We start from the raw sequence: 24851 nt of genomic DNA, 5'->3' as shown, positions 1-24851 counted from the left end.
CCCCAAAACCCGCAGCGGCAAAATCATGCGCCGCCTCCTACGCGACATCGCCGAAGGACGCGAACTCGGCGACACCTCCACCCTCGTCGACCCGAAGGTGTTCGAATCGATCGCCCGCGGGTAACCACCGAGCGGCGGACCCGGCCACAGAGCAGATGAGGGGGTCCGGGTCCGCCGCTCGCCCTCCTGGGTCCGCCGTCCCGCCGCGACACGCCGGGCAGCGACCTCTGAGCACACCGGATTGAACCGCAGCGCCGCCCTATTCCGTTGACGAGGCGAAAGCGGCACCGGCGCGACGCCGTGCCGCGCCTTCGGAACGGAACCCGACATGACACTCGACGAACAACTCCGCACCCGGCGCAGTGTGGTCGCCGCCGGGGCGGGCATCGCCGCGGCGGCGGCGGTCACCGCCTGCGCCTCCTCCGGCAAGAGCGAACCCCCACCCGCGCCGGGCGACCGGCCTGCCGATGCGGGCCGACAGGCGAACACGCTGGCCAAGACAGCCGACATCCCCGTCGGCGGCGGCGTGATCGCCGGTGACACCGTGGTGACCCAGCCCAGTGCGGGCACCTTCGTCGGGCTGTCGGCGGTGTGCACGCACGCGGGATGCAAGGTCGCGGCGGTGTCCGGCGGCACCATCGACTGCGCCTGCCACGGCAGCAAGTTCGCGTTGGACGGCTCGGTGGTCAACGGCCCGGCCACCAAACCCCTCGCACCGCGCGCCGTCCGGGTCTCGGGTGATTCGGTGGTCGCCGGGTGAGCCGGTCGGCCGGGTTCAGGAACCGCCGAACATCTCCGCCATGCGACGGTCCATCTCGTCGGGCGGCACGTCCTCCACATGGGTGGCCACGGTCCACCGGTGCCCCCACGGGTCTTCGAAGGCGCCGCTGCGATCCCCGTAGAACTGGCTGGTCATCGGCGTGAGCTCGGTGGCGCCCGCGGCCAGCGCGGCGGCGAAGGCGGCGTCGGCGTCCTCGACGTACACGTACAGGTTCACGGGGGTGCCGCCGACCGTCTTCGGGTCGAGGAAGTCCATATCGGGCGCCGGATCGCCGAGCATGACGACGGAATCGCCGAACATCAGCTCGCAATGGGCGATCTTGCCGTCCGGACCGGGCATCCGCATACGTTCGGTGGCGCCGAAAATGTTCTTGTAGAAATCGATCGCCGCCGCCGCGCCGTCGATGGCCAGCCCGGGCGAGACCACCGGATAACCATCGGGAACGGGTTTGACATCAGACATGGAGAACCTCCGGTCGAGGCGTTGTGTCGGACCATGTCGAGCCTATTCCGGCGATCCGCGCAATTGGCCGGATCGTCGGAAATCAGGGACCCGCGGAGCCTTGCAGCCGACGCACCTGGGCCGCGGTGAGCGCGCTGAGCACGGCGGGGTCCACCGCCTCGGGGGCGGTCACCGCCACCTGTAGCAATGTGCTTCCCACCTGGACGATCGCGACCGACGAGCCGAGGGCGAGCCCCTCGCTGGTGGCGCGCACCTGAAAGGCGCCCGCGGCGTCGCCGACCGGTGGCTGGGCGAGCCCGCCGATCCGGTAGTCCACCGCGATATCGGTGGCGTCGTCGCCGGAATAGCGCGTGCACCGGCGCAGCGTCTCCTGCACGGCCGAAAACGCGACCGGGAGCGAATCGGCCGGATAACTCGCCGCGTCGATATCGATGCTGGAGAAATTCGGCCCGGCGTATTGCGTGGAGGCCTGGGCCAGTGCGCCGGAGTATTGCGCGCCGAGCGGAGTGAGTACCCTCGCGCATTCCGCCGGATTCGTCGCCGAGGTACCGGTCGAGGCGGTCCCGGTGGCAGCGCGCGGTGGCAGCGCGGTGAAACCGGACGGCAGGTCGGCGTCGCCGAGGAGGCGGGCGCCCAGCCGGGCAGAATCGGTCTCGGGCGCTGCGGTCACCGGGACCGCGGCCACCGCGGGCCCCAGCGGCGGCAGCTCGTGCGCCTTCGGCTCGGCGGGCTCGGCGGACCCGCAGCCCACGACGAGAGCGACGCACGCCACCGCGAACGGCAGGGCGCACGCGCGGGTCATTCGGTCCACGACACCTGCGTATCGATCGTCTGGCGCAGCGTGCTGTCGCTGTGCGGATCGCGGTAGGCCTGGTGCCCGCCGACGGTGATGGATCCGGCCACCGGCAGCGGCAATCCGAGATCCACCGTGATGGTGCCCGCGCCCTCCATGACGTAGTCCCGGATGTCCAGCGTGCCCGCGTTGTTCGGCAGGTTCCACACCGGCGACTTGGGCTTCTGGGTGACGTGCAGTTCGATGGTGAGCCGATCCCCGTCGCGTTTGCTCAGCGTCGCGGTGGTCACCTGGTCGAGCAGGACGCCACTGCTCACTTCCTGGCGCACCGTCCACACCGCGCCCTCGCCGACGGGCTCGTCGGGGAACGCGATCGACCGGTACACGGCCTGGTAGAACGCCTGCTCGAGGGCGGCGCGCGCGGTGTTCGACGCGTCGGGGGCCGGCTCGAGCCGCAGGGCGGTGATCGTGCCCAGATCGCTGAGGTCGAAGCCCGCATGCGAGCCACCGATCTTGGTGAGCGCTTTGGCCATCGTGGGGTCCGGTGAGGTGACCGTACCGAGGGTCAGATCGATGCCGTCCGCGGTGGTCTGCGCGGTCATGGGAATGGTCAGCGCCGGGGTGGAGAAGTCGCGCTTGGGCTGTTCATCGATCTGCTGTTCGATGTGGTGGGCGGTATAGAGCGTGACCCGCTGCGCGGTGCCGGCTGGATACTCCGGCCGCAGCAGCGAACGCGGTTCCGCACCGGCCGATTCGACCGTGGCCACCGCGGCCGCGATCGGCACGGTCACTTCCTTGCCGATTCCCAGCGGCTCCGTTCCGTCGGCCTCACCGCTCGACTCCGCGCCGTCGCCGCAACCGACGCCGAAGGCCGAAAGCCCGACCGCGAGCACCATGAGCAGTACGCCCGAGCGTGCGCTCCGGGCGGAGCCTGGGCTCCGATGAAGGCGGGGGGAAGACAACACCGTCACGAGCAACAGCGTACGACCGCTTCCTGAGTGTCAGCTGGGACATCCGAGTGCGCGCCGGTCGGCGTGCCACGCGCGTCCACCGGGCGCGGGCCGGGCAATCGGACGCGCGCACCGGGCCCGATCGGGCTCGAGAGATGATGGTCGGCGTGAGTGACGACGGGCCGCCCGAGGAAAAACCAGCAAACACCGCCGATCCGACGACCGAGCCTGCTCCACCGCAGCGTCTGCGGACGCTGCTCGTTCTCGCCGCGGTGGTGCTCGGCCTGGATCTGCTCACCAAGACCATCGCGGTCGCGAAACTGACGCCGGGCGACCCGGTGTCGATCGTCGGTGACGTCGCGCGCCTGAGCCTGGTGCGCAATCCGGGCGCGGCGTTCTCCATGGCCACCGGCATGACCTGGCTGCTCACCCTGGTCGCCGCCGCCGTCGTCGTCGGGGTGGTGCGCATCGGCCGCACCTTGCGCTCGCTGGGTTGGGCGATCGGTCTGGGCATGGTGCTCGGCGGGGCGCTCGGCAACCTGATGGACCGGCTGTTCCGCGCGCCGGGCCCGCTGCAGGGCCACGTGGTGGACTTCGTCGCGATCGGCTGGTGGCCGGTGTTCAACGTCGCGGACTCGGCCATCGTCTGCGGAGCGATCCTGCTGGTCGCGCTCACCGTGCTCGGCTTCGAACCCAACGGCACCCGGGTCGGCCACGGCAAGCCCGGCGAAGCGAGCGAGGGCAGCGCGGCATGAGGGAAACCAGGACCATGCCCGTCCCCGACGGGCTCGACGGTATGCGCGTCGACGCGGGCCTGGCCCGCCTGCTCGGCCTGTCCCGCACCGCGGTGGCCGCGCTCGCCGAGGAGGGCTCGGTGCAGCTCGACGGCGTCGCCGCGGGCAAGTCCGACCGGCTCACCGCGGGCGCCTGGCTCGAGGTGATCTTCCCCGAGCCGAAGCGAGAATTGACCATCGAGGCCGAACCGGTGGAGGGGATGAAGATCCTCTACGCCGACGACGACATCGTCGCGGTGGACAAGCCGGTCGGCGTGGCCGCGCACACCGGTGTCGGCTGGAGCGGGCCCACCGTCGTGGGCGGGCTCGCCGCGGCCGGATACCGCATCTCCACCTCGGGCGCGCACGAGCGGCAGGGCATCGTGCACCGCTTGGATGTCGGCACTTCCGGAGTGATGGTGGTCGCGCAGTCCGAGCACGCGTACACGATGCTCAAGCGCGCGTTCAAGCAGCGCACGGTCGACAAGCGCTACCACGCCGTGGTGCAGGGCCATCCGGACCCGAGCAGCGGCACGATCGACGCCCCGATCGGCCGGGCCCGCGGCAACGACTGGAAATTCGCCGTCACCGCCGACGGACGGCCCAGCGTCACCCACTACGACACCGTCGAGGCGTTCCATTCGGCCAGCCTCCTGGACATCCATCTGGAGACCGGCCGCACCCATCAGATCCGGGTGCACTTCTCCGCGATCCGCCACCCGTGCTGCGGCGATCTCACCTACGGCGCGGACCCGCGCCTGGCCGAGCGGCTCGGCCTGCAACGCCAGTGGCTGCACGCCCGGTCGCTGGGCTTCCAGCATCCCGCCGACGGCCGCTACCTGGAGATCACCAGCGAGTACCCGAACGACCTGAAACACGCGCTGGACGTCCTGCGCGATGTCTGACCGCCGGCTGCCGCCGCGGCGCGGTATCTTCCTCGCCGCGGCGGTGGTCGCGCTGATGGCGCTGATCTACGCGCTGGGCGCGCTGCATCCGCCGTATCGCACCGCGGCGGCCACCGACCGTCTCGGGCCCGACCGAGGCGAGCAGGTCACGGATTACCTCGACCGGTCTCGTGATTCGCTGGAGGCGGGCGGCGACGAACCGCGCTGGGCACTGGTGTCGTTCACCGAACCGCTCGCCCCCGAGCAGATTCCGGCGCACAGCGGCGGATTGCGGATCTCCCAGGTGCTCTACCGGGTGCCGGTCCCCCGCGTGCAGACGCCCTTGGTAACCGTGCCCGTCCCGGAAGGTGCGGCCGCGGCGATGGATTCGGCGCAGGACGCGGCCTGGCTGCTCCCCCGCCCCGCCGACGACCGTTCCGCCCGCGTGGTGGAGTACTCCGCCGCCCGGCTCCGGGACGGCTGCGGCTGCGTCGTCGGACTCGTCGTCCGGGGGTCCTCGGCGCAGTTGCGGAACCTGGCCGGGCGCAACGGCATCCGCGCGGTCCAGGCGCTTCCCGCCGACGCGGTGGCGGGCAGCTTCGCGGTGGTTCCGCTGCTGCCCGATTACCGCGATGTCGTCGCGCCCGGTCCCGACGACGGACCGGTTCCGCAACCGTGAGCGGCCGGGCGCTCAGTCCGGCAGGGTGACGACGCCGTCGAGGTAGCGGCGGCAGCGCCCGAACAGCAGCACCCGGTCGCCCGTCAATTCGCAGCGCAGGCTTCCGCCCCGGCGGGAGAGCTGCCTGGCGTGCAATTCGGTGCGGCCGAGCCGCTCGCTCCACAGCGGAACGAGCTGGGCGTGCGCGGATCCGGTCACCGGATCCTCCGGAACGCCCACGCCGGGGCCGAAGAAACGGGAGACGAAATCGACCGAGTCGCCGGGCGCGGTGACGATCGCGGCGCGCGGCAGGGCCGGGAACGCCGACAGCACGGGCGCGGCATCGCGCACCTCCTGTTCGGTCGCCACGACGATCACCTCGTCGGTGCCGGAATACGCGGCCACCGGACGCACCCCGAGCGCCGCGACGAGCGCCGGATCCGGCCGCACCGGGATGCTCGGCACCACCGGCAGGTCGAGGACGAACTCGTCGTCGTCGGTGCGGTCGACGTGCAGCCAGCCGCTGCGCGTGTAGAAACTCACCCGGTCCTCGCCGGGATGCAGGTCGGCCAGGATCTGCGCGGCGCTGGCCAGGGTGGCGTGCCCGCACAGCGCGACCTCCACCCTCGGGGTGAACCACCGCAGGTGGAAAGCGGGCCACTCACCCGGCGGCATGCCCGCCTCGGGAGGTAATTGCGATGTATAGAACGCGGTCTCGGCGAGATTGTTCTCCTCGGCCAGCTGTTGCAGCAACGCATCCGGGAGCCAGGACGGGAGCGGCATCACCGCGGCCGGGTTGCCCGAGAACGGTGCGTCGGCGAACGCGTCGATCTGGTGCAGCAGTACCTCCATAGTCTCCAGAAGGTACTCCAACTCTGAATGGCCGCTTCGCACAAGGCTTCTCGTGGCGCGGCTAGTCAGACGTCCAGTCTGTCAGGCGGCTCCGCCGGGCGAACTCGGCAGCAGTTGCCGCTTGTCGTCGAGCAGCACCGCGCTCACCCACCACGCGGCCTCGACCAGCACGATGCCCACCACGCCGCAGGCCACCGCCGCACCGGTGAGCGCGAGGTTGGAGGGGTCGAGTTTGAAGAACTCGCGGGTGAAGGGAACGGTGAACAAGAAGACGTACGCCGCCACCGACGCCGCGACGAGGACCACCTTCCACCAGACGTACGGACGCGCGACGATGGCCAGCACCCACACCGCGATCATGATCAGGGTGATGAGGGCGGTGGTGCCCGCCTGGATCTTCTGTTCCTCGCCCGCGTCCGGCCCGGCATAGGCGATCAGGTACGCCACGAAGGTGGCCGCGCCGATCACCACGCCCGACGGGATGGCCAGTCGCATGACCCGTCCGACGAAGCCCGTGCGGGCGCGCTCGTTGTTGGGCGCGAGCGAGAGGATGAACGCCGGGATACCGATGGTGAACCAGGCCGCGATCGTGACGTGGCGCGGCAGGAACGGGTAGCCGATGGGATCGTAGTCGAAGATCTGGGAACCGGCGCCGGCGATCCCGACCAAGAAGGCGAGCAGGACGGAATAGACGGTCTTGGTGAGGAACAGATTCGAGACGCGCTCGATGTTGCCGATCACCCGGCGTCCCTCCCCGACCACATAGGGCAAGGTGGCGAACTTGTTGTCCAGCAGGACGATCTGCGCCACCGCCCTGGTCGCGGGGCTGCCCGAGCCCATGGCCACGCCGATATCCGAATCCTTCAACGCGAGAACGTCGTTCACGCCGTCACCGGTCATCGCCACGGTGTGCCCGCGCGACTGCAAGGCGGACACCATGGCGCGCTTCTGGTCCGGACGGACCCGGCCGAAGGTGGTGTTGCGGTCCAGCACGCCGGCCAGCCCGTCGCGGTCCTCCGGCAGTTCCCGCGCATCGATCGGATGATCGCCGCCGGGCAGGTCGAGCGAGGAAGCCACCGCGCCGACCGACACGGCGTTGTCGCCGGAGATGACCTTGATCGAGACATCCTGGCTCGCGAAGTACTCGAGTGTGTCGCGGGCGTCCGGCCGGACCTTCTGTTCCAGCACGACCAGGGCGGCGGGCCGCACGACGCCGGGAGCGTCCGCCGCGTCCACCGCACGGTCGCCGCGGGCCAGCAACAGCACGCGCAGACCGGAGGCGCCCAGTTCCTCGGCCACCCGCGCGTCAGCGGAGTTCGGGTCGAGCAGCACGTCCGGCGCGCCGAGCAGCCAGTCGCCGTGCTCGCCGTAGGAGCAGCCGCTCCACTTCTTGGCCGAGGAGAACGGCGCGACGGCGGTGCGCTGCCAGCCGGGACCGTCCGGCAAGGCCTCGACGATGGCCTGGACGCTCGCGTTCGGTCGCGGATCGTCGGCGGCGAGCGCGGCCAGCGCGGCGCGTACCTCGGTGTCGTCGAAGGTGTCCAGGGTCTTCAGATCCGACAGCCGCATGCCGTTCTCGGTCAGCGTGCCGGTCTTGTCCGCGCACACCACGTCCACCCGGGCCAAGCCCTCGATCGCGGGCAACTCCTGGACCAGGCACCGGCGCCTGCCCAGCCGCACCACGCCGACCGCGAACGCTATCGAGGTCATCAGCACCAGCCCCTCGGGCACCATCGGCACCAGCGCGGCCACCATCCCGGTGACCGCGGGCCGCCAGGACTCCTTGCTCGAGACGAGCTGGTTGTAGATGCTCAGCAGGCCCGCCGGGATCAGCAGGTAGGTGATGAACTTCAAGATCTTGTCGATACCGCTGCGCAGCTCGGAGTGCACCAGGGTGAACTTGCTCGCCTCCTCCGCCAGCCGCGCCGCGTAGGCGTCCCGGCCGACCTTGGTGGCGCGGTACGCGCCGGACCCGGACACCACGTAGCTGCCCGACATCACCGTGGCGCCGACCGCCTTGTCGACCGGATCGGCCTCGCCGGTGAGCAACGACTCGTCCACCTCGAGCTGCGCGGACTCCTCGACCGTGCCGTCCACCACGATCTGGTCGCCCGGCCCGAGCTCGATCAGGTCGTCGAGCACCACGTCGTGCGGCGCGACCTCGACCGCCGTGCCGTCCCGGCGGACGGTCGGCTTGGCCTGGCCGACGATGGCGAGCTCGTCGAGCGTGCGCTTGGCGCGGATCTCCTGGATGATGCCGACCGCGCTGTTGGCGACGATCAGCAGGCCGAACATGCCGTCGATGATCGATCCGGTGGCCAGCACCAGGACGAAAAGGACCCCGAGGATGGCGTTGATCCGCGTGAAGACGTTCGCGCGCACGATGTCGCGGACCGAGCGGCTCGCCCGATCGGGGACGTCGTTGGTCAGTCCGTCGCGGCGACGTTGCTCGACCTCGGCCGCGGTCAGTCCGGTGGCGCCCGAAGCCTGCACGGTAATCGACATGACCGCAAGGCTACGGGACAACTACGTTCGTCCTCGTGCGGCGAAGCAGGTCCATCCCCGGTGCAGCGTTCGGAGCGAGCGCGTACTTCTTGTGGGGACTTTTCCCCGCGTTCTTCGGATTGCTGGCGTTCGCCAGTCCTGGTGAGGTGGTGGCGCAGCGGATCGTCTGGACGCTGGTCGTCGTGCTCGCGGTGCTCGCCCTGAGCGGCCGGATACGCGAGTTGCGCGGCATCGGCGGCCGCGTCTGGCGCCTGGCCGCCGTCGCGTCCGCCGCGATCGCGCTCAACTGGGGCGTGTACGTCTACGGCGTCACCTCGGGGCACGTCGTGGAATGCGCGCTCGGCTACTTCATCAACCCGCTGGTGACCGTCGCGTTCGGGGTGGTGATCTTCCGGGAACGGCTCTCCGGCGCCCAGTGGGCCGCCCTGGCACTCGGCGCGGGCGCGGTGGCCGTGCTCACCGTCGACTACGGCAGGCCGCCGGTCATCGCCCTGGCCCTGGCCTGTTCGTTCGCCACCTACGGCTTGGTGAAGAAGGTGATCCCGCTGGACGCGCTGCGCGGCATCGCCGCCGAGGGCATCGTCGCCGCGCCCTTCGCGCTGGCGTTCGCCGTCGCTCTGGCGGTCACCGGGCACAGCGAATTCGCCTCCGGCCCCGCCCACACCGCGCTGATGGCGGCCACCGGACCGGTCACCCTGGTCCCGCTGCTGCTGTTCGCCGTCGCGGCTCAGCGCGTCGCGCTGTCCACCATGGGCCTGCTGCAATACCTGACCCCGGCGCTCCAGATGGCCTGGGGCGTCGCCATCGCGCACGAGCCGATGCCCGCCTCGCGATGGGCCGGTTTCGCGCTGATCTGGGCCGCGCTGGCGATCTTCACCACCGAAGCGCTGCTGCGAGCCCGGCGTGCGCGGCGCACAGCGTCAGATCTCACAGGCGCAGCACCACGTCCGTGACCCGACACAGCGGTCAGGACCCGACCGCCGGACGCCGGACGCCGGACGCCGGACGCCGGACGCCGGACGCCGGACGCCGGACGCCGGACGCCGGACGCCGGACGCCGGACGCCGGACGCCGAGAAGTGAGTATTCGTCGGAGACGGTCGCAAAAGTGTCGGATCCGACACTTCTCTGGGTTCCGTCCGCTTTGTAGCGTCGACACATGACCGCGCCCGACCCCCTTCGCTCCCGCACCCGTATCTGGCGGACACCCGCCGGGACGGCGCCCGACCTGCTGGGCATGACCGGCCGAGAAATCTTGCAGGGAGCGCTCGACGGGCGACTCCCGAACGCGCCGATCCTGAACGCACTCGGCTTCCGACTGGCCCAGGTCGGTGACGGGATCGTGGTCTTCGAGGGCGAGCCGGGCGATCACCTGCTCGACCCCATCGGCGGGGCGCACGGCGGCTTTGTGACGGCCGTGCTCGAATCGGCCCTCGAATCGGCGGTGATGACGAGATTGCCGGGCGGATCGCGGTCCACCTCGGTTCAGATCGGCATCCACGTGCACCGGCACGTGCGCGCCGACACCCAGCCGCTGCGCTGCGAAGGCACCGCTATCCACGTCGGCCCCACCACCGCGAGCGCGGAGGCCCGCCTGATCGGGGCCGAGGACGGCGAACTGTACGCGCACGCCGCCGCGACCTGCGCGATCCTGCGGATGATCTAGCGACAGTGCCGCACCGGCCCGGCAGGGCAGCTCGAACCGCCTGGTGCGCAGCACATTTCACGCAACGACGACGGGCCGGTCGCGGGGACGAATCCCGGCGACCGGCCCGGCCGGTGGTGCGAACTCAGCTGCAGGCCGCCGACTGCTGACCGAGGTTGGTCAGCATGGTGCAGGCCCACGCCTTCTGGATCTTCCACTTGCCGTTGTCGGCGACGAACGGCACGTCGACGATGTTCTCCTGGCCGTTGAGGATGAACTTGGCCTTCGCGTTCACGCTGTCGCCGAACGAGGTGACGTCGGTGACCTCGATCTTCACGTCGGCGCCCGCCGCGGCCTGGGACAGGCGATCCGGCAGCGTCGGATCGGCTTCGGCGCCCTGGACGTTGTCCAGCTTCTCGGAGGCGGGCACCGACGGGTCCAGCGCACGGGAGAGGGCGGTGTTCAGCTCCGCGGGAGTCGGGACCGGCGGCAGGTTCGCGCTCGCGGTCGCCGACGCCTTGGCGCTGGTCGACGTCTTGGCGGCGGGCTTGCTGTCCTTGTCGTCGCCACCGCAGGCGGTCAGGCCAAGCGCGGCGACGATGGCCAGGCCGGCGATCGCGATGCGTCCAGTCTTACGAAGCTTCAACTGCTCGTCCTTTGCGTTCGAGAGGTCCGTGTCGTGTTCCACCTTGACAGCCGCCACCCGAACCGGCGGCGCTGCACGAGGTCCCAGGCTACCGGCACCGGGCGGCGCCGCCGAAGATCCACACGGACCGACGATGGTCGTCGGCAGCGAACGTACGCGCCCGGCCGGGCGATGTCGAGCCGCGGGCCCGGCCGTCAGAGCAGGCTGCGCAGCGGATCGGCCCGGGTGAGCGCGGCGTCGTCGGCGGCGAAGGTGCGCGCGGGACCCGGACCGGTGGAACGGGTTTCGAAGCGAACGGTCACCACGCCGAGCCCCGCGCCCTGCACCCAGCCGTGGCCGTGCTCGGGATGGGTCACGTCCATGCCGGGATGCCAGACCGCCACGGGCAAGGTGGGCGCGCTGATCTGCGGGGCAGCGCCGAGTCCGGCGGAGTGCGCGGGCTCGGCTTCCGGCTGCGCCGTGACGATCTCGGCGGCCGTGCCGCGATCCAGTTCGGGGAACAGCGACTCCTGGCGGATCGTCGACAGGCCGCCGTAGCCGACCCCGACGAGACGGATCGGGCCCAGTTCCCGCGGGTCGAGCGCCGAACGTTGCGCGGCGGCGGCGAGGGTGGCCAGGTCCTCGGTGGCGTAGGGAAGGGTGAAGGAGCGGGTGACGATGCTCATATCGGACTTCTTCAGTTTGAGCACCACCGTGCGCGCCGCGCGCCCGTCGCCGGCGAGGCGCCGGTGCGCCGCCGCGGCCATGTCCTCGATGGCCGGGCGCAACTGCTCGAGGCTGACGATGTCGGTCTCGTAGGTGGTCTCGGCGCTGATCTGCTTGGCCTCGGTGCGTTCGGCGACCGGACGGTCATCGATGCCGCGCGCCAGCCGGTGCAGTGCGGCGCCCACACTGCCGCCGAGGATCGACATCGCCTCCGACTCCGGCAGGGCGGCGAAAGCGCCCACCGTCTCGATGCCCAGCGAACGCAATCTGCCCTCCGCGACCGGCCCGATGCCCCACAACTTGCGCACCGGCAGCCCCGCCAGCAGACGCGGCTGCTCGACCGGCGAGATCACTCGCACCCCATCGGGTTTGGCCAAGCCGGAGGCGATCTTGGCCAGTTGCTTACCGGTGCCGGCGCCCACCGAGGCGGTCAGCCCGGTTCGCTCGCGCACCACCGCGCGCAACTCCTCGCAGAACGCGTGCACCCGCGCGACCGTCGCGCCCGCCAGCTCGGCGGGCTCGCCGAACGCCTCGTCGTACGACAGCGTCTCCAGCACCGGGATCCGGCTGCGCAGCGCGTCGAAGACCTGCCCGCTGACCACGCCGTAGACCGCCCCGCGCGGCGGCACCACCACCGCGGTGACACCGACCAGCCTGCGCGCCTGATGCATCGGCATCGCCGACCGCGCGCCGAAGACACGCGCCTCGTAACTGGCTCCGGCCACCACCCCGCGGCCACCGGTTCCGCCGACCAGCACCGGCCTGCCGCGCAATGTCGGCCGGGTCAGCTGTTCGACCGAGGCGAAGAACGCGTCCATATCTATATGCAGAACCCAGCGCCGGGCGACGCTGTCCGCGTCGGCGAACGCCGGAAGAGGCCGCGGGCTCACCGAGCCGTCCCCGCGCGTCGTCCCGATCCCGGTCGACGGCGCGGCCGCGCGCTCGACGCTCGGTTTCTCGGTACGCACGGGTGCAATGTACGCCCGCCCACCGACAGCTCGGGCGGGCGGTGACGCTGTCAGGTGGCTGTGCGCTAGCTACCGGTTACCTGCCGGTATCGCGGCTCGCCTCCCCTCGTCTCCGGGTGGCCCCCTGTGTCGCCGCACCGGCCTTGATCTGCCCTTTTCCGCGCCGGCCCCGGTACTCGACAGTCCTGAAATAACCGCCGACGTGCCGCGGGGAGGGAGCTCGGCGCCCGGTCCGATATGTGATGATCGGACTCATGAATATCCGCAAGGCCGTCATCCCGGCCGCAGGTATCGGCTCCCGTCTGCTTCCGCTGACCAAGGCCATCCCCAAGGAGATGCTGCCGGTCGGCGACAAGCCGGTGATCGAGCACACCGTCCGCGAGCTGGTCGCTTCGGGCATCACCGACATCACCATCGTGGTCAGCGGCGGGAAATCATTGATCCAGGACCACTTCCGCCCCAACCCGGCGCTGGTGGCCCAGCTGCGCGCGGACGGCAAGACCGCCTTCGCCGACGCGGTCGAGGAGGTCGGCGAACTGTCCCGGCTCGGCCACATCACCTACCTCGACCAGCACGGGCCGTACGGCAACGGCACCCCGGTACTCAACGCCGCCCGCAATCTCGGCGACGAGCCGATGCTGGTGCTGTGGCCGGACGACGTGTTCGTCGCCGAGGTGCCGCGCGCCCAGCAGCTCATCGACGCCTACGAGGCCACCGGGGCGCCCGTCCTGGCGTTGATGCCGATGGATCCCGCCGAGTCGCAGCGCTACGGCGTGCCGGTGGTCGCCGACGACCAGGGCAACGGCCTGCTGCGCATCACCGGGCTGCGGGAGAAGCCGAAGCCGAAGGACGCGCCGTCGTCGTTCGCCGCGATCGGCGGCTACGTCGTCACCCCCGGCATCATCGACGAGCTGCGCAGGCAGACCGAAGCGTGGTATGAGCACCGCACCGGCGAGGTGTACCTCACCGACGCGATCAACGTGCACGCGGCGAACAATCCGGTCTTCGGCCAGGTGATCCGCGGCCGGTGGTACGACACCGGCAACCCGGCCGACTACCTGGTGGCGCAATTCGCCTCGGCGCTGGCGCACCCGCAGTACGGACCGTCGCTGCGCGACCTCGCCGACGGCCTCGACGGCTGACCTCCTGGCCTCGACCACGGCGAGCGACTCGCCGACACGGCCCCGACCACACCGGTGGTCGGGGCCGTGTCATCCCGGGAACAACCGCGATCGGCGTCGCGTGCCCTCGCCGGGTGCGCGCTCAGAAGCGGCGGATGGCGTAGATGTCGAATTCGTCGAGCGGGGTGTAGCCCACCGGCACACCCCAGTCATAGGCGTTGAGTACCAGTCCGTTACCCGCGTAGATGCCGACGTGTGAACCGTCCTGGTTCAGCACCACCACGTCGCCGAGCGAGAGCGAGCCCCGCGGCACCGGCGCGCCCGCCTTCGCCTGCTGCCAGGTGGTCCGCGGAATGCTCACGCCGACCTGGCGGTACGCCCACTGCACGAGCCCCGAGCAGTCCCAGCTGGAGGGGCCGGTTCCGCCCCATTCGTAGGGCTTGCCGATCTGTGTGGTCGCCGCGGCCAGCGCGCCGACGCCGAACACACTGGGCACCGGCAGGGCGCCCGAGCCGCTGGCGCTGCCGGAGTCACCACCGGGACCGCTGCCCGAGGCCGAACCGGAGGAGGCGCTGCCCGGCCCGCTGCCGGAGGCGCTGCCGGTGTCGGCCCACACGGGTCCGGCGAGCAGGAGGATCGTGATGGTGGAGAGCAGAAATCCGAGTGCGATGCGGTGCGTCGATTTTCTCGGCACGTACTCGCCCCTTCCATGGGCGCGGATGACTGGCCGCCGATCGGCGGCCTGGCTAATACATGGCATCAGCAGCGGCCACCGGTGCGGAGCCACCGCCACCCGCACCGGGCGTGTTACCGGCGCGGCCGAATTCCAAGTAAGACAAGCCAGAAAGAGAAATTGCCGCTCCGGATACGAGCCGGTCAACAGCAGCGACACCGCAGATTGTGCCTGGGATATCGCCGAATTGTCGGGAATCAGCAAACTCTCAGCATGTGATCTACGTCACTAACTTGACCGCTGATCCGCAGCGGTCGGGCCCGGAACGAGGGGCACGAGAACCGCTCCGCACAGCAGCCGGGGCGGGACCCGATGGGTCCCGCCCCGGCTCGCTCGGTACTCGGCGCGCTATGCCTTGGCGAGCTTCGCGCGCACGCCGCCGACCAGATCGGCGGCCTCCGGACCCGCGTCGCCGAAGGTCAGCGTGGTGGCGAGGATCTCGCCCGCGATCAGGTCACGGTGCGTCTCGGCCCACGCGGCCCGCTCCGCCGGGACCTCCAGCACCACGGTGATGCGGTCGGAGACGTCCAGTCCGGACGATTTCCTGGTCTCCTGGAGATCGCGGATCAGGTCCCGGGCCCAGCCCTCGGCCTCCAGCTCCTCGGTGACCACCGAGTTCAGCACCACCAGACCCGCGTTCCCGGGCAGCGCCGCGGTCGACTCGGGTTCGGCCGCGACAAGGCGCTGGGTGTACTCCTCGGGCAGCAGGGCGATTCCGGCCGCACGAACCGTGCCGTCCGCGTCCTCGGACCACTCCCCGGCCTTGACCGCCTTGATCACCGTCTGCACGTCCTTGCCGAGCCGCGGACCCGCGGCGCGGGCGTTGACCACCAGCTCGAAGCGGCCGTGCGAGTCCACATCGGTGGTCAGGTCCACCTTCTTGACGTTCACCTCGTCGGCGACGATGTCGGCGAACGGCGCCAGCCGCTCGGCGTCGGCCGCGGCGATGGTGACCTCGGCCAGCGGCAGCCGCACCCGCAGGTTCTGTGCTTTGCGCAGGCTCAGCACCGTCGAGCACACCACCCGCACCTCGTCCATCGCGGCGACCAGCTCCGGGTCGTCCGGCAGTTCGCCCTCCTTCGGCCAGTCGGCCAGGTGCACCGAGTCGCCGCCGGTCAGTCCGCGCCAGATCACCTCGGTGATCAGCGGCAGCAACGGCGCCGCCAGCCGGGTGACCACCTCGAGCACCGTGTGCAGGGTGTCCACCGCGTCGCGGTCCTCGCTCCAGAACCGCGACCGCGACCGCCGCACATACCAGTTGGTCAGCGCGTCGGCGAACGAGCGCAGTTCCTCGCAGGCGCCCGCGATGTCGTAGGCCTCCAGCGCCTCGGTGATGACGTCCCGGGTTCGCGCGAGCTTCGCCAGGATGTAGCGATCGAGCACGTGCGGCGAATCCGTGCGCCACACCCCGGGCTTCGAGGCGTACAGCTGCAGGAAGGTCCACGCGTTCCACAGCGGTCGCAGCGCGTGACTCACGCCCTCGCGGATGCCGCGCTCGGTGACGATGAGGTTGCCTCCGCGCAGGATCGGCGAACTCATCAGGAACCAGCGCATCGCGTCCGAGCCGTCCCGGTCGAACACCTCGTTGACGTCCGGGTAGTTGCCCTTGGACTTGCTCATCTTCAGGCCGTCGTCACCGAGCACGATGCCGTGCGCGGCAACGGTCTTGAACGCCGGGGAATCGAACAGAGCCGTCGCCAGCACGTGCAACGTGTAGAACCAGCCGCGGGTCTGCCCGTTGTACTCGACGATGAAATCGCCCGGGAAGTGGCTGTCGAACCACTCCTTGTTCTCGAACGGGTAGTGCACTTGGGCATACGGCATCGAGCCGGACTCGAACCAGCAGTCCAGCACCTCCGGCACCCGGCGCATGGTCGACTCGCCGGTCGGGTCGTCGGGATTCGGCCGGGTGAGTTCGTCGATCATCGGGCGGTGCAGATCGGCCGGGCGCACGCCGAAGTCACGCTCCAGCTCGTCCAGCGATCCGTACACGTCGACGCGCGGGTAGGCCGGATCGTCGGACACCCACACCGGGATCGGGCTGCCCCAGTAGCGGTTGCGGCTGATGTTCCAGTCGCGCGCGCCTTCCAGCCACTTGCCGAACTGGCCGTCGCGGATGTGCTCGGGCACCCAGGTGATCTGCTTGTTGAGCTCGACCATCCGTTCGCGGAACTTGGTGACCGCGACGAACCAGGACGGCACGGCCATGTAGATCAGCGGCTGCCCGGAGCGCCAGCTGTGCGGGTAGGAGTGCTCGATCGTCTCGTGCCGCAACAGCTTTCCCGCGGACTTGAGGTCCTTGATGATCACCGGGTTGGCGTCGAACACCATGAGGCCCTCGTACGGCGGGACCATCGAGGTGAACTTGCCGCCCGCGTCCAGCGGCTGCACCAGCTCGATGCCGTGCGCGGTGGCGACGTCCATGTCCTCCTCACCGAAGGCGGGCGCCAGATGCACGATGCCGGTGCCGGAGTCGGTGGTCACGTAGTCGGCGGTGAGCACCCGGTGGGCGTTGGGGTGGCCGACGAAGAAGTCGAACGGCGGCGCGTAGGAAAGCTCGGCCAGCGCGGCGCCGTCGTACTCGGCGAGCACCTCCGGGTTCTCGCCGAACTCCCGCGCGTAGTGCGAAACCCGTTCGGCCGCGAGCACATAGCGTTTGCCGTCGGCGCCGCGCAGGTGCACGTAGCGGACATCGGGGTGCACCGCGATCGCCAGGTTGGACGGCAGCGTCCACGGCGTCGTGGTCCAGATCAGCGCGTTGGCGCCGTCGAGTTCGTGCAGCGGATGCTCCGCGGGCACGCGCAACGCCATGTCGACGGTGACCGCCGGGTCCTGGCGCATTTTGTAGGCGTCGTCGAGGCGGGTTTCCTGATTCGACAGCGGCGTCTGCTCGTACCAGCTGTAGGGCAGCACCCGGAAGCCCTGATAGATCAAACCTTTGTCGTACAGCGACTTGAACGCCCACATCACCGACTCCATGAAGTCGGTGTCCAACGTCTTGTAGTCGTTGTCGAAGTCGACCCAGCGGGCCTGGCGGGTCACGTAGTCGCGCCATTCACCGGTGTAGCGCAGTACCGACGTTTTGCAGGCCGCGTTGAATTCCGCGAGCCCCATCGCATCGATCTGTGATTTGTCCGTGATACCGAGCTGCTTTTCGGCTTCGATTTCGGCGGGCAGTCCGTGGCAGTCCCATCCGAATCGCCGATCGACCCGCTTGCCGCGCATGGTCTGGAAACGCGGGACGAGGTCTTTGACGTATCCGGTAAGCAAATGTCCGTAATGCGGCAGACCGTTGGCAAAGGGGGGGCCGTCGTAGAAGACGAATTCGGCTGCGCCGGAACGGTTTTCAATGCTCGCGCGGAAGGTTTCGGCGGCCGCCCACGCGTCGAGCACGCGGCGCTCCATCTCGGGGAACGACGCCCCGTTGCCGACGCCGAGGTCGACGCGCGGGTACGCGCTGTTGCTGGAAGTGTGGTCCGCCATGGCGGATACGTCTCCTCGTGCCGTGTGTCATGGGCACGGGGACGATGACGGCGCCCGGTGCGCCGAAACCGCGGTACCACCCCGCTTGTCCGGCGTGACGAACTCCGGACCTCTCATTCGCGAGCTGTGACGGGCTCACCCGTTCGGTTCTACTGAGCGCCCGGCCCGCGGGCCGCGCCACCGTTCTTCCGAAGGCTCCCCGGTGATAGCCGGATCGACGCCGTATTCATGTTTGATTCTAGCCGCAGCGGTCAACTCATATCGGAGAGCAGGTCAGCGTTTGGCATGTCGGCCAGGAGGCGGTGGGGAATCACCTTCCGGACTCCGCATGGACAAAGCGCTCACCAGCAGGAGCATCGCACCGATGACGCACACCACGATGCAACCCCACGCCCAGATCACCGATCCGGTGGTGAGCGCGGCCACGAGCAGGGCGAAGCCGATCGCGGCAAGGACGAGTGTCAAGACGAGCATGGTGACCCCCAAGGCATGCCGGGCGGCTCGACAGTTCCTCTAACGGTATGCGAACTGCTGTGCTCGTGCGCGGCGTGCTACTTGCCGCCCTTGGCGAAGGACGCCGGCGCGAGGTTGTTCGCTGTGTTGGCGTCCGCGAACGCTTCGCCGCCATCGACCGGAACCGCCGAGCCACGGTTCTCCAGCTCCTCGAGCTGCGACTCCAGGTACGACTTCAACCGCACCCGGTACTCCCGCTCGAAGGTCTTGAGCTGCTCGATCCGGCTCTCCAGCACGCTGCGCTGCTGGGTGATGGTCGCCATGATCTCGGTGTGCTTGCGCTCCGCGTCCGCCTGCAATGCGTCGGCCTTCTCCTTGGCCTGGCGCAGCTGGCTGTCCGAGCGGGTCTGCGCGTCCGACAGCATCGCGTCCGACTTCTGGCGGGCGTCGGCGATCATCGCCTCCGACCGCGTCCTGGCGTCTCCGACCAATCGCTCGGAATTCGCCCGGGCATTCGACAGCAAGCTCTCCGCCTCGGCCTTGGCATCGCTGGTCAGCCGATCCGCCATCTCCTGGGCGAGGCTGAGCACCTTGGCGGCCTGCAGGTTCGCGTCCGCGCCCGGAGCGTCCTTGGCCACCGGCGCGGCGGGCATCGGAGCGGGCGGCGCGGCGGGAACCGGAGGCTTGATCGGTTCCGGCGGGGGCGGCGGGGCCTGCGGAATCGGCGCTTTCACGGTGTTCGCGACGGCCGGGCCGCGGTTCTTCTTCGCGTCGGCCAGTTCCGCGTCCAGTTCGGCGACCCGCTGGCGCAGATCCGCGTTCTCCTCGATCAGGCGCGAGAGCTCCTGCTCAACGAGATCCAGGAACGCGTCGACTTCATCCTCGTTGTAGCCGCGCTTCCCGATCGGCGGTTTGCTGAACGCGACGTTGTGCACATCGGCTGGGGTCAGCGGCATGGAAGGATCCCTTCACGCGTCTTTTGGAGATCTAGCAGATCTAGCAAGCTGTCTTCTCGGCCCATTCTGTCACACCGGAGCTACCGGTTGCCCGAGCCTGCCCACGATCGACATCAGGATGAAGACGATGAAAAGCAGGACCATAATCGACAGATCCAGGCGAATTCCGCCCAGCGACACCGGGGGTATCAACCGCCTCAGCAGTTTCACCGGCGGGTCGGTGATCGTGAAGATCACCTCGAGGACGACGACCACGACACCGGTAGGACGCCAGTCTCGGGCAAAGCTACGGATGAACTCGACGATCACCCGGCTGATCAGCAACAGCCAGAAGATGAACAGTACGAAGTACAGCACCGCGAACAAGGCCACGGAGTTCACTCTGCCGTAAAAATCGCTTCGCGCAAAATGACCGCGCCGCACAACGGGCGGCCGGTCCGCTTCACCCCCCAGATCACAACCTTATTTCTGGTTGTAGAAGCCGGTTTCCGCGATGCGCCTGCGTTCTTCCGCTGATACGTCGACATCGGCCGGTGAGAGCAGGAACACTTTCGTCGCCACCTTGTCGAACGACCCGCGCAGCGCGAAGGCCAGACCCGCGGCGAAGTCGACCAGCCGCTTGGCGTCGGCATTGCTCAGATCGACCAGATCCATGATCACCGGATTGCCCTCACGGAAGCGCTCGCCGATGATCCGTGCCTCGCTGTAGTCGCGCGGGCGCAGCGTGGTGATCTTGGACAAGGGGCCTCCGTCCTCGAAGATCCCGGGCCGCCGCACGGGGGCGGGCTCGGGACGCACGCGCTCCTCCAGCCTGCGCTCCTCGGCGTCGGGATCGACGGCGAGCGCGCCACGGGTGGTGCCACGCAGCGGTGGCGCGCTCCCACCCGCCCGGAAGCGGCCGGACGGTGCGGCATCGATCCGGGTGGGACGCCTGGGCGCGTCGTAGCGGTCGTCACCGTAGGGCTCGTCGGCGTAGTCGTCGCGCCGCGACACCGAGTAACCCGCCTTGTAGGGCGACTTGTAGGCGGGCTCGGGGTAGTCGACGTCGTCGAAACGACCCGCGCCGTAGCGGTCGTCGCCGTAGCGGTCGACGTAGCCGTCGCGGTCGGAGTAGTCACGGGGCCGGGGCCGGCGAGCACCGCGCTCGTCCACGCCTCGGGGAGCGCGATCGTCGACGTAGTCGTCTTCGTAATCCTCGAGCGGAACCATGCCGAAGTACGCCTTGAACTTGTGCAGCGTGCTCATTGGTCGACCTTCCTTCGGCCCCGGTGGCGGCCGGGTGTTGAAGTCTTGCTCAGCCCTCGTCAGATCCCAGCATATGTGTCGAATGTGACTGATGAGGTTTCTTTGCTAGCCCGAGGTTATCGGTCGCATACCCATCAAGGCGGTACCGACACGCACAACCGTCGAACCGTGTTCGATCGCGCATTCCAGATCGCCGGACATTCCCGCGGAAAGCTCTGTCGCCTCCGGATGATCGGCGAGCAACAACGTGTGCAACATCGCAAGTCGCGCAAATGCGGCATCAGACTCCGCCCCCAAGGGCGGAATGGCCATCAGACCCGACAAACGTAATCCCGGCGCGTTCGCAATCCGTTCGGCGAGCACGGGGAGATCCGCGGCCGCGACACCCCCTCGAGTGGGGTCGTCATCCAGGCTCACCTGGAGCAACACCCGGAGCGGTTCGGTGCGCTCTCCGGCCTCCAACGCAGCTTGGGCACCGGCGTCGAGAGCGGTTGCCAGACGTTCGCTGTCGACCGAGTGGACGGTGTGCGCCCAGCGGGCGACAGCCCGGGCTTTGTTCCGCTGCAACCGTCCGATCATGTGCCAGCGAATGCCGGAGAGGTCTTCCTCACGTAGCGCCGCCACCTTCGCCGCGGCCTCCTGCTCCCGGGACTCGCCGAACTCGCGCCTGCCGAGCCGGTGCAGGATCGCCACGTCGGCGGCCGGGAAGAATTTCGTCACCGGCAGCAGCCGCACCGAATCCGGCGCCCGGCCCGCCACGCGGCAGGCGGAGTCGATGCGGGCGAGCAGACCGGCCAGTTTGGCCGACAGCTCGCCGGTCCGGGTCGTGAGCGCGCCGTCCACCGCGGCCTTCGCCTCGGCGTTCATGCCCGCACCCCACCGACGCTCGGGTCCGGCACCGCGCGGGCATCACGCGCGCTCATGCGCCGGTCTCCATCCAGATCACACCCGCGATCCGGCCGGTCGGCGCGCCACGACGATGACTGAACAAGGTGCGGTCCTCGATGGTGCAGCGCGGGTCGACCGCGATCGCGCCCACGCCCGCCTCGGTGAGCTGCCGGGAGATACCCGCGCGCAGATCCAGGCCGGGGGTACCGCGGACCGTGCTGGTCGCGCTGCCGGGCAGATGCGCTTCGACGTCGGCGCGCATGGCGGCGGGAACCTCGTACTGACGGCCGGAGGCGGCGGGCCCGAGAAAGGCTCCCACCCGGTCCAGGCGCGCACCGGCCGACACCATCGCCTCGAGCACGCGCGGCACGATGCCGATGCGAGCGCCGATCCGTCCCGCGTGCACCGCGGCGATCACGCCCGCCTCGTCGTCGGACAACAGAACGGGCACGCAGTCGGCGGTGAGCACGACCAGCGCGAGTCCCGGCACGGTGGTCACGAGCGCGTCGGTGGCCGGGACCGGTTCGGGGCGGGGACCGTCGACGATCTCCACGGTGCGGCCGTGGATCTGTTCCATCCAGACCAGGCGCTCCGGCGGCAGGCCGATGCCATCGGCCAGCCGATCGCGATTGCGCCGCACGGCCGCCGGATCGTCGCCGACGTGGTCGCCCAGATTGAACGAGTCGTAAGGTGGCGCCGAGAAGCCTCCGGCCCTGGTCGTGGTGACCCGTCGGACAGTGATGGTCGGCGCGATAGTCATGGCGACGAGCGTAGTTGCGCTCGGCGACGGGCGTCGAAATGACCAGGTAGAGAGCGAATATTCCCCGCGGGCGGTGGCGATCGCGTCGCATCGGGCGCCCCGGCGCCCGGTCCCGCCCGGCCGGCCCCCACGCCGGCCTTCCCCCGAAAGCACTGATCGATAGTCGAACTCCGGGACACCACTCCCCGTGTCCCGCCGAGACGTCCCGGCTCGGGCCGGGATCGCTCTGCGCGGTCGGTCCCGGCCTGCGCCGGAACCACACTCCAGCGCTCAGCCCCTCCGCATGAACGACGGCACGTCCACGTCGTCGTCATCGTCGCCGGCATCCGGCGGCGTGATGTGCGAGCGCGTGTTGCTCGTCACCGTCGGCTCACCCAGCGTGCGCTGGCGTTCGGTGTCCCGGTAGCTCGGCAGCGTGCCGCGGCCCGCGGCGGTCGCGCCGGAGGTAGTCGGTGTGCTGTCGCTGCCGCGCGCCGCGACCTCACTGGTGCGGCTCTGCCCGATCTCACCCGAGCGCGCCGTGCCGATCGTGCTGCGGCCGGGATTCTCGAAGGTGCGCCGGGCCGGTCCGCCCCCGTCGAAGCCCGCCGCGATCACGGTGACTCGCACCTCGTCTCCGAGCGAATCGTCGATCACCGTGCCGAAGATGATATTTGCCTCGATGTGCGCGGCCTCCTGCACGAGCGACGCGGCCTCGTTGATCTCGAACAGGCCGAGGTCCGATCCGCCCGCGATCGACAGCAGCACGCCGTGCGCACCGTCCATGGACGCTTCCAGCAGCGGCGAATTGATCGCCGATTCGGCCGCTTTCACCGAGCGGCCCTCGCCACGCGCCGAACCGATTCCCATCAGCGCGCTGCCCGCGCCGGACATCACGCTCTTGACGTCGGCGAAGTCGACGTTGATCAGACCGGGGGTGGTGATCAGGTCGGTGATGCCCTGCACACCATTGAGCAGCACCTCGTCCGCGGAACGGAACGCGTCCATCAGGCTCACCGCCGCGTCGCCGAGCTGGAGCAGCCGGTCGTTCGGGATGACGATCAACGTGTCGCACGACTCGCGCAGCAGGTTGATGCCGACCTCGGCCTGGTTCCCGCGCCGCTTGCCCTCGAAGGAGAACGGGCGGGTGACCACGCCGATGGTGAGCGCGCCGAGCTTACGGGCGATCTGCGCGACGACCGGGGCGCCACCGGTGCCGGTGCCACCGCCCTCGCCCGCGGTCACGAAGACCATGTCGGCGCCCTTGAGCACCTCTTCGATCTCGTCCTTGTGGTCCTCGGCGGCCTTGCGCCCGACCTCGGGGTCCGCGCCCGCGCCGAGGCCGCGGGTCAGTTCACGGCCGACGTCGAGTTTGACGTCGGCATCACTCATCAGCAGGGCCTGGGCGTCGGTGTTGACCGCGATGAACTCGACACCTTTGAGTCCTTGCTCGATCATCCGGTTGACGGCATTCACACCGCCGCCGCCGATACCGACGACCTTGATCACCGCAAGGTAGTTGTGCGGGGGCGTCATGGGCTCTCGCCTTCCTTCGATCTAAAGCCTGTCGTTTCCGGATTCTCGGCACGCCGCTCCTCGGCCCGTTCCGGGGGGTCGGGTCGCTGCGAAGAGCGAACCGCGGCTCGGCAAACCCTAAAGTTCAACCATAGGGTTAGCGTTATGTCAAGTATCCGACTGGTACGGAACGCTATTCGCAGCCGACGCGATACGCGCGAAGGCGCGCCGACACGAGAGCCAGAATCCTGCGTGATCCCGCTCGTCTCGCCGCTCCACACGTCGTATGGTGAACGGTTGCCCCCCGGCCCCCTTCTCCGCGCCGGAACTACTTCCGGACCGCTGAAAATCATCTGGGCGCAATGGGTGTGGATCACTTTACCGTGACCAGATTGGGACTCGACACATCGAACACCGTTCCGGGGCGCGTCAACAACGGCAACACCACCGCCGCCTTTCGCTCGGCGTCGTTGCTCCCGCCCCAGAGTACCGTGCGGCCGTCCTTCAGATTCAGCGAAATATCCGAAATGGACCGGGCCGCAACCTCGCTCACCTGAACTGCCAGCGCAGGCGGCACGATGGCGAGTATCGCGACCGCCGCCCCGGTCACCGGGTCGGCGCCGCCGGGATGACCGGTGACCAACTTCGGCACGCCGATCGGCGCGGGCTCGACCGCGAATTCGACGCCGTCGGCGTCCAGTAGGTGCGCGCCTTGCGGGCTGTCGTAGTACAACACCGCGGCGCGCTCGACCACGGTCACGCGGACGGTGGACGGAAATATCCGTTGCACCCGTGCCGAGCGCACCTTCGGAATGCTCACCACTCGCCGGGCGACGGCATTGGTGTCGATTCGCAGCATCGAGCGGCCGGAGGGAATTTCGAGCAGATCCCGCACCTGTTGCTCGGGGACCGCCACCGCCCCCTCGATCCGCACGGTGCGTACCGAGAGCGCCGGGGTGAACCAGGCGATGACACAGAGCACTGCAAGAACGCACACGCTCAGCAATCCCCACAGGCGAATCCGGCGCCATTCGATCTCGCCGAACCGATCACCCGCGCGGCGCCCGGCCGCGCGCGCCGAGTCGACCCCGCGCACG

Annotated in this window: 24 protein-coding genes; 7 read left to right on the top strand and 17 right to left on the bottom strand. The window is 69.5% G+C overall.

The genetic code is table 11. From position 1 onward, the window contains the following. Positions 1-328 precede the first annotated feature (328 nt). On the top strand, positions 329-760 hold the full coding sequence (locus tag ACGF7Y_RS34315) for a ubiquinol-cytochrome c reductase iron-sulfur subunit (RefSeq protein WP_393241425.1): 432 nt from the start codon (positions 329-331) through the stop codon (positions 758-760). A 15-nt stretch (positions 761-775) separates the two neighbouring features. On the opposite strand, the gene ACGF7Y_RS34310 is transcribed toward ACGF7Y_RS34315, so the two are convergent. From ACGF7Y_RS34310 to ACGF7Y_RS34300, 3 genes are all read right to left on the bottom strand, one after another. Continuing rightward, positions 776-1243, bottom strand: a complete 468-nt coding sequence (locus ACGF7Y_RS34310; protein WP_062977404.1) for a VOC family protein — start codon at positions 1241-1243, stop codon at positions 776-778. An 82-nt stretch (positions 1244-1325) separates the two neighbouring features. Continuing rightward, entirely contained in the window at positions 1326-2045 is a 720-nt protein-coding gene (locus tag ACGF7Y_RS34305; RefSeq protein ID WP_393241448.1) for a hypothetical protein, read from the bottom strand. Further along, a complete protein-coding gene (locus ACGF7Y_RS34300; protein WP_393241445.1) occupies positions 2042-2932 on the bottom strand; it encodes a hypothetical protein in 891 nt (296 codons plus the stop codon). Before ACGF7Y_RS34300 ends, ACGF7Y_RS34305 begins: the two co-directional genes overlap by 4 nt. A gap of 212 nt (positions 2933-3144) precedes the next feature. Between ACGF7Y_RS34300 and lspA the strand changes: the two genes are divergently transcribed. The 3 genes from lspA to ACGF7Y_RS34285 are packed head-to-tail and all read left to right on the top strand — an operon-like array spanning position 3145 to position 5322. Continuing rightward, on the top strand, positions 3145-3741 hold the full coding sequence (gene lspA / locus ACGF7Y_RS34295; protein WP_393241442.1) for a signal peptidase II: 597 nt from the start codon (positions 3145-3147) through the stop codon (positions 3739-3741). Next, positions 3738-4664, top strand: a complete 927-nt coding sequence (locus tag ACGF7Y_RS34290; RefSeq protein ID WP_393241422.1) for an RluA family pseudouridine synthase — start codon at positions 3738-3740, stop codon at positions 4662-4664. Before lspA ends, ACGF7Y_RS34290 begins: the two co-directional genes overlap by 4 nt. Next, positions 4657-5322, top strand: coding sequence for a hypothetical protein (locus ACGF7Y_RS34285; protein WP_393241419.1), 666 nt, complete (start codon positions 4657-4659; stop codon positions 5320-5322). Before ACGF7Y_RS34290 ends, ACGF7Y_RS34285 begins: the two co-directional genes overlap by 8 nt. 12 nt (positions 5323-5334) lie before the next feature. Here ACGF7Y_RS34285 and ACGF7Y_RS34280 read toward each other — a convergent pair whose 3' ends face one another. Both ACGF7Y_RS34280 and ACGF7Y_RS34275 read right to left on the bottom strand, forming a co-directional pair. Next, positions 5335-6153 carry a PhzF family phenazine biosynthesis protein gene (locus ACGF7Y_RS34280; protein WP_393241417.1) on the bottom strand — a complete coding sequence of 273 codons (819 nt, stop codon included), beginning with the start codon at positions 6151-6153 and terminating at the stop codon, positions 5335-5337. Positions 6154-6234: 81 nt separating this feature from the next. Beyond that, a complete protein-coding gene (locus ACGF7Y_RS34275) occupies positions 6235-8658 on the bottom strand; it encodes an HAD-IC family P-type ATPase (RefSeq protein ID WP_393241414.1) in 2424 nt (807 codons plus the stop codon). A gap of 35 nt (positions 8659-8693) precedes the next feature. Here ACGF7Y_RS34275 and rarD point away from each other — a divergent pair, with 35 nt between their 5' ends. Both rarD and ACGF7Y_RS34265 read left to right on the top strand, forming a co-directional pair. After that, positions 8694-9611 carry an EamA family transporter RarD gene (rarD, locus tag ACGF7Y_RS34270; protein ID WP_393241411.1) on the top strand — a complete coding sequence of 306 codons (918 nt, stop codon included), beginning with the start codon at positions 8694-8696 and terminating at the stop codon, positions 9609-9611. Positions 9612-9816: 205 nt separating this feature from the next. After that, a complete protein-coding gene (locus ACGF7Y_RS34265) occupies positions 9817-10323 on the top strand; it encodes a PaaI family thioesterase (protein ID WP_393241408.1) in 507 nt (168 codons plus the stop codon). A 124-nt stretch (positions 10324-10447) separates the two neighbouring features. Here the strand turns inward: ACGF7Y_RS34265 and ACGF7Y_RS34260 are convergent, their stop codons facing one another. Both ACGF7Y_RS34260 and ACGF7Y_RS34255 read right to left on the bottom strand, forming a co-directional pair. Beyond that, positions 10448-10948: a hypothetical protein gene (locus tag ACGF7Y_RS34260; protein WP_040865962.1), complete on the bottom strand. Its 501-nt coding sequence runs from the start codon at positions 10946-10948 to the stop codon at positions 10448-10450. A gap of 194 nt (positions 10949-11142) precedes the next feature. Then, complete coding sequence (locus tag ACGF7Y_RS34255) at positions 11143-12471, bottom strand: DNA polymerase IV (RefSeq protein WP_393241439.1); 1329 nt, start codon at positions 12469-12471, stop codon at positions 11143-11145. A gap of 404 nt (positions 12472-12875) precedes the next feature. Between ACGF7Y_RS34255 and ACGF7Y_RS34250 the strand changes: the two genes are divergently transcribed. Next, positions 12876-13763, top strand: a complete 888-nt coding sequence (locus ACGF7Y_RS34250; protein ID WP_393241405.1) for a UTP--glucose-1-phosphate uridylyltransferase — start codon at positions 12876-12878, stop codon at positions 13761-13763. 121 nt (positions 13764-13884) lie between these two features. On the opposite strand, the gene ACGF7Y_RS34245 is transcribed toward ACGF7Y_RS34250, so the two are convergent. The 10 genes from ACGF7Y_RS34245 to ACGF7Y_RS34200 all read right to left on the bottom strand — a co-directional run bounded on the left by ACGF7Y_RS34245 (position 13885) and on the right by ACGF7Y_RS34200 (position 24850). After that, on the bottom strand, positions 13885-14436 hold the full coding sequence (locus ACGF7Y_RS34245; protein WP_393241402.1) for an NlpC/P60 family protein: 552 nt from the start codon (positions 14434-14436) through the stop codon (positions 13885-13887). A 387-nt stretch (positions 14437-14823) separates the two neighbouring features. Beyond that, positions 14824-17958 carry an isoleucine--tRNA ligase gene (gene ileS, locus ACGF7Y_RS34240; RefSeq protein WP_393241400.1) on the bottom strand — a complete coding sequence of 1045 codons (3135 nt, stop codon included), beginning with the start codon at positions 17956-17958 and terminating at the stop codon, positions 14824-14826. A gap of 273 nt (positions 17959-18231) precedes the next feature. Next, on the bottom strand, positions 18232-18432 hold the full coding sequence (locus ACGF7Y_RS34235; RefSeq protein WP_393241397.1) for a hypothetical protein: 201 nt from the start codon (positions 18430-18432) through the stop codon (positions 18232-18234). Positions 18433-18509: 77 nt separating this feature from the next. Then, on the bottom strand, positions 18510-19367 hold the full coding sequence (locus ACGF7Y_RS34230) for a DivIVA domain-containing protein (RefSeq protein ID WP_063053722.1): 858 nt from the start codon (positions 19365-19367) through the stop codon (positions 18510-18512). Between the two features lie 69 nt (positions 19368-19436). Further along, entirely contained in the window at positions 19437-19739 is a 303-nt protein-coding gene (locus tag ACGF7Y_RS34225; protein ID WP_039797136.1) for a YggT family protein, read from the bottom strand. A 90-nt stretch (positions 19740-19829) separates the two neighbouring features. Further along, the gene (locus ACGF7Y_RS34220; protein WP_040865945.1) at positions 19830-20612 is read right to left on the bottom strand and encodes a cell division protein SepF; all 783 of its coding nucleotides are present in this window, start codon (positions 20610-20612) and stop codon (positions 19830-19832) included. A 105-nt stretch (positions 20613-20717) separates the two neighbouring features. Beyond that, complete coding sequence (locus ACGF7Y_RS34215) at positions 20718-21479, bottom strand: YggS family pyridoxal phosphate-dependent enzyme (RefSeq protein WP_393241393.1); 762 nt, start codon at positions 21477-21479, stop codon at positions 20718-20720. Positions 21480-21531: 52 nt separating this feature from the next. Continuing rightward, positions 21532-22260 carry a peptidoglycan editing factor PgeF gene (gene pgeF, locus ACGF7Y_RS34210; protein ID WP_393241390.1) on the bottom strand — a complete coding sequence of 243 codons (729 nt, stop codon included), beginning with the start codon at positions 22258-22260 and terminating at the stop codon, positions 21532-21534. A 270-nt stretch (positions 22261-22530) separates the two neighbouring features. After that, entirely contained in the window at positions 22531-23775 is a 1245-nt protein-coding gene (ftsZ, locus tag ACGF7Y_RS34205) for a cell division protein FtsZ (protein ID WP_062977380.1), read from the bottom strand. Positions 23776-24127: 352 nt separating this feature from the next. Continuing rightward, positions 24128-24850: a cell division protein FtsQ/DivIB gene (locus tag ACGF7Y_RS34200; RefSeq protein ID WP_393241387.1), complete on the bottom strand. Its 723-nt coding sequence runs from the start codon at positions 24848-24850 to the stop codon at positions 24128-24130. Between the last annotated feature and the right edge of the window lies 1 nt (position 24851).

Origin of the sequence: Nocardia sp. NPDC047654 (genome assembly GCF_043205035.1) — a bacterium.
GTDB lineage: Bacteria > Actinomycetota > Actinomycetes > Mycobacteriales > Mycobacteriaceae > Nocardia.
The sequence above is the reverse complement of the archived record's forward strand: the minus strand, read 5'-3'. Positions and strand labels throughout refer to the sequence as shown.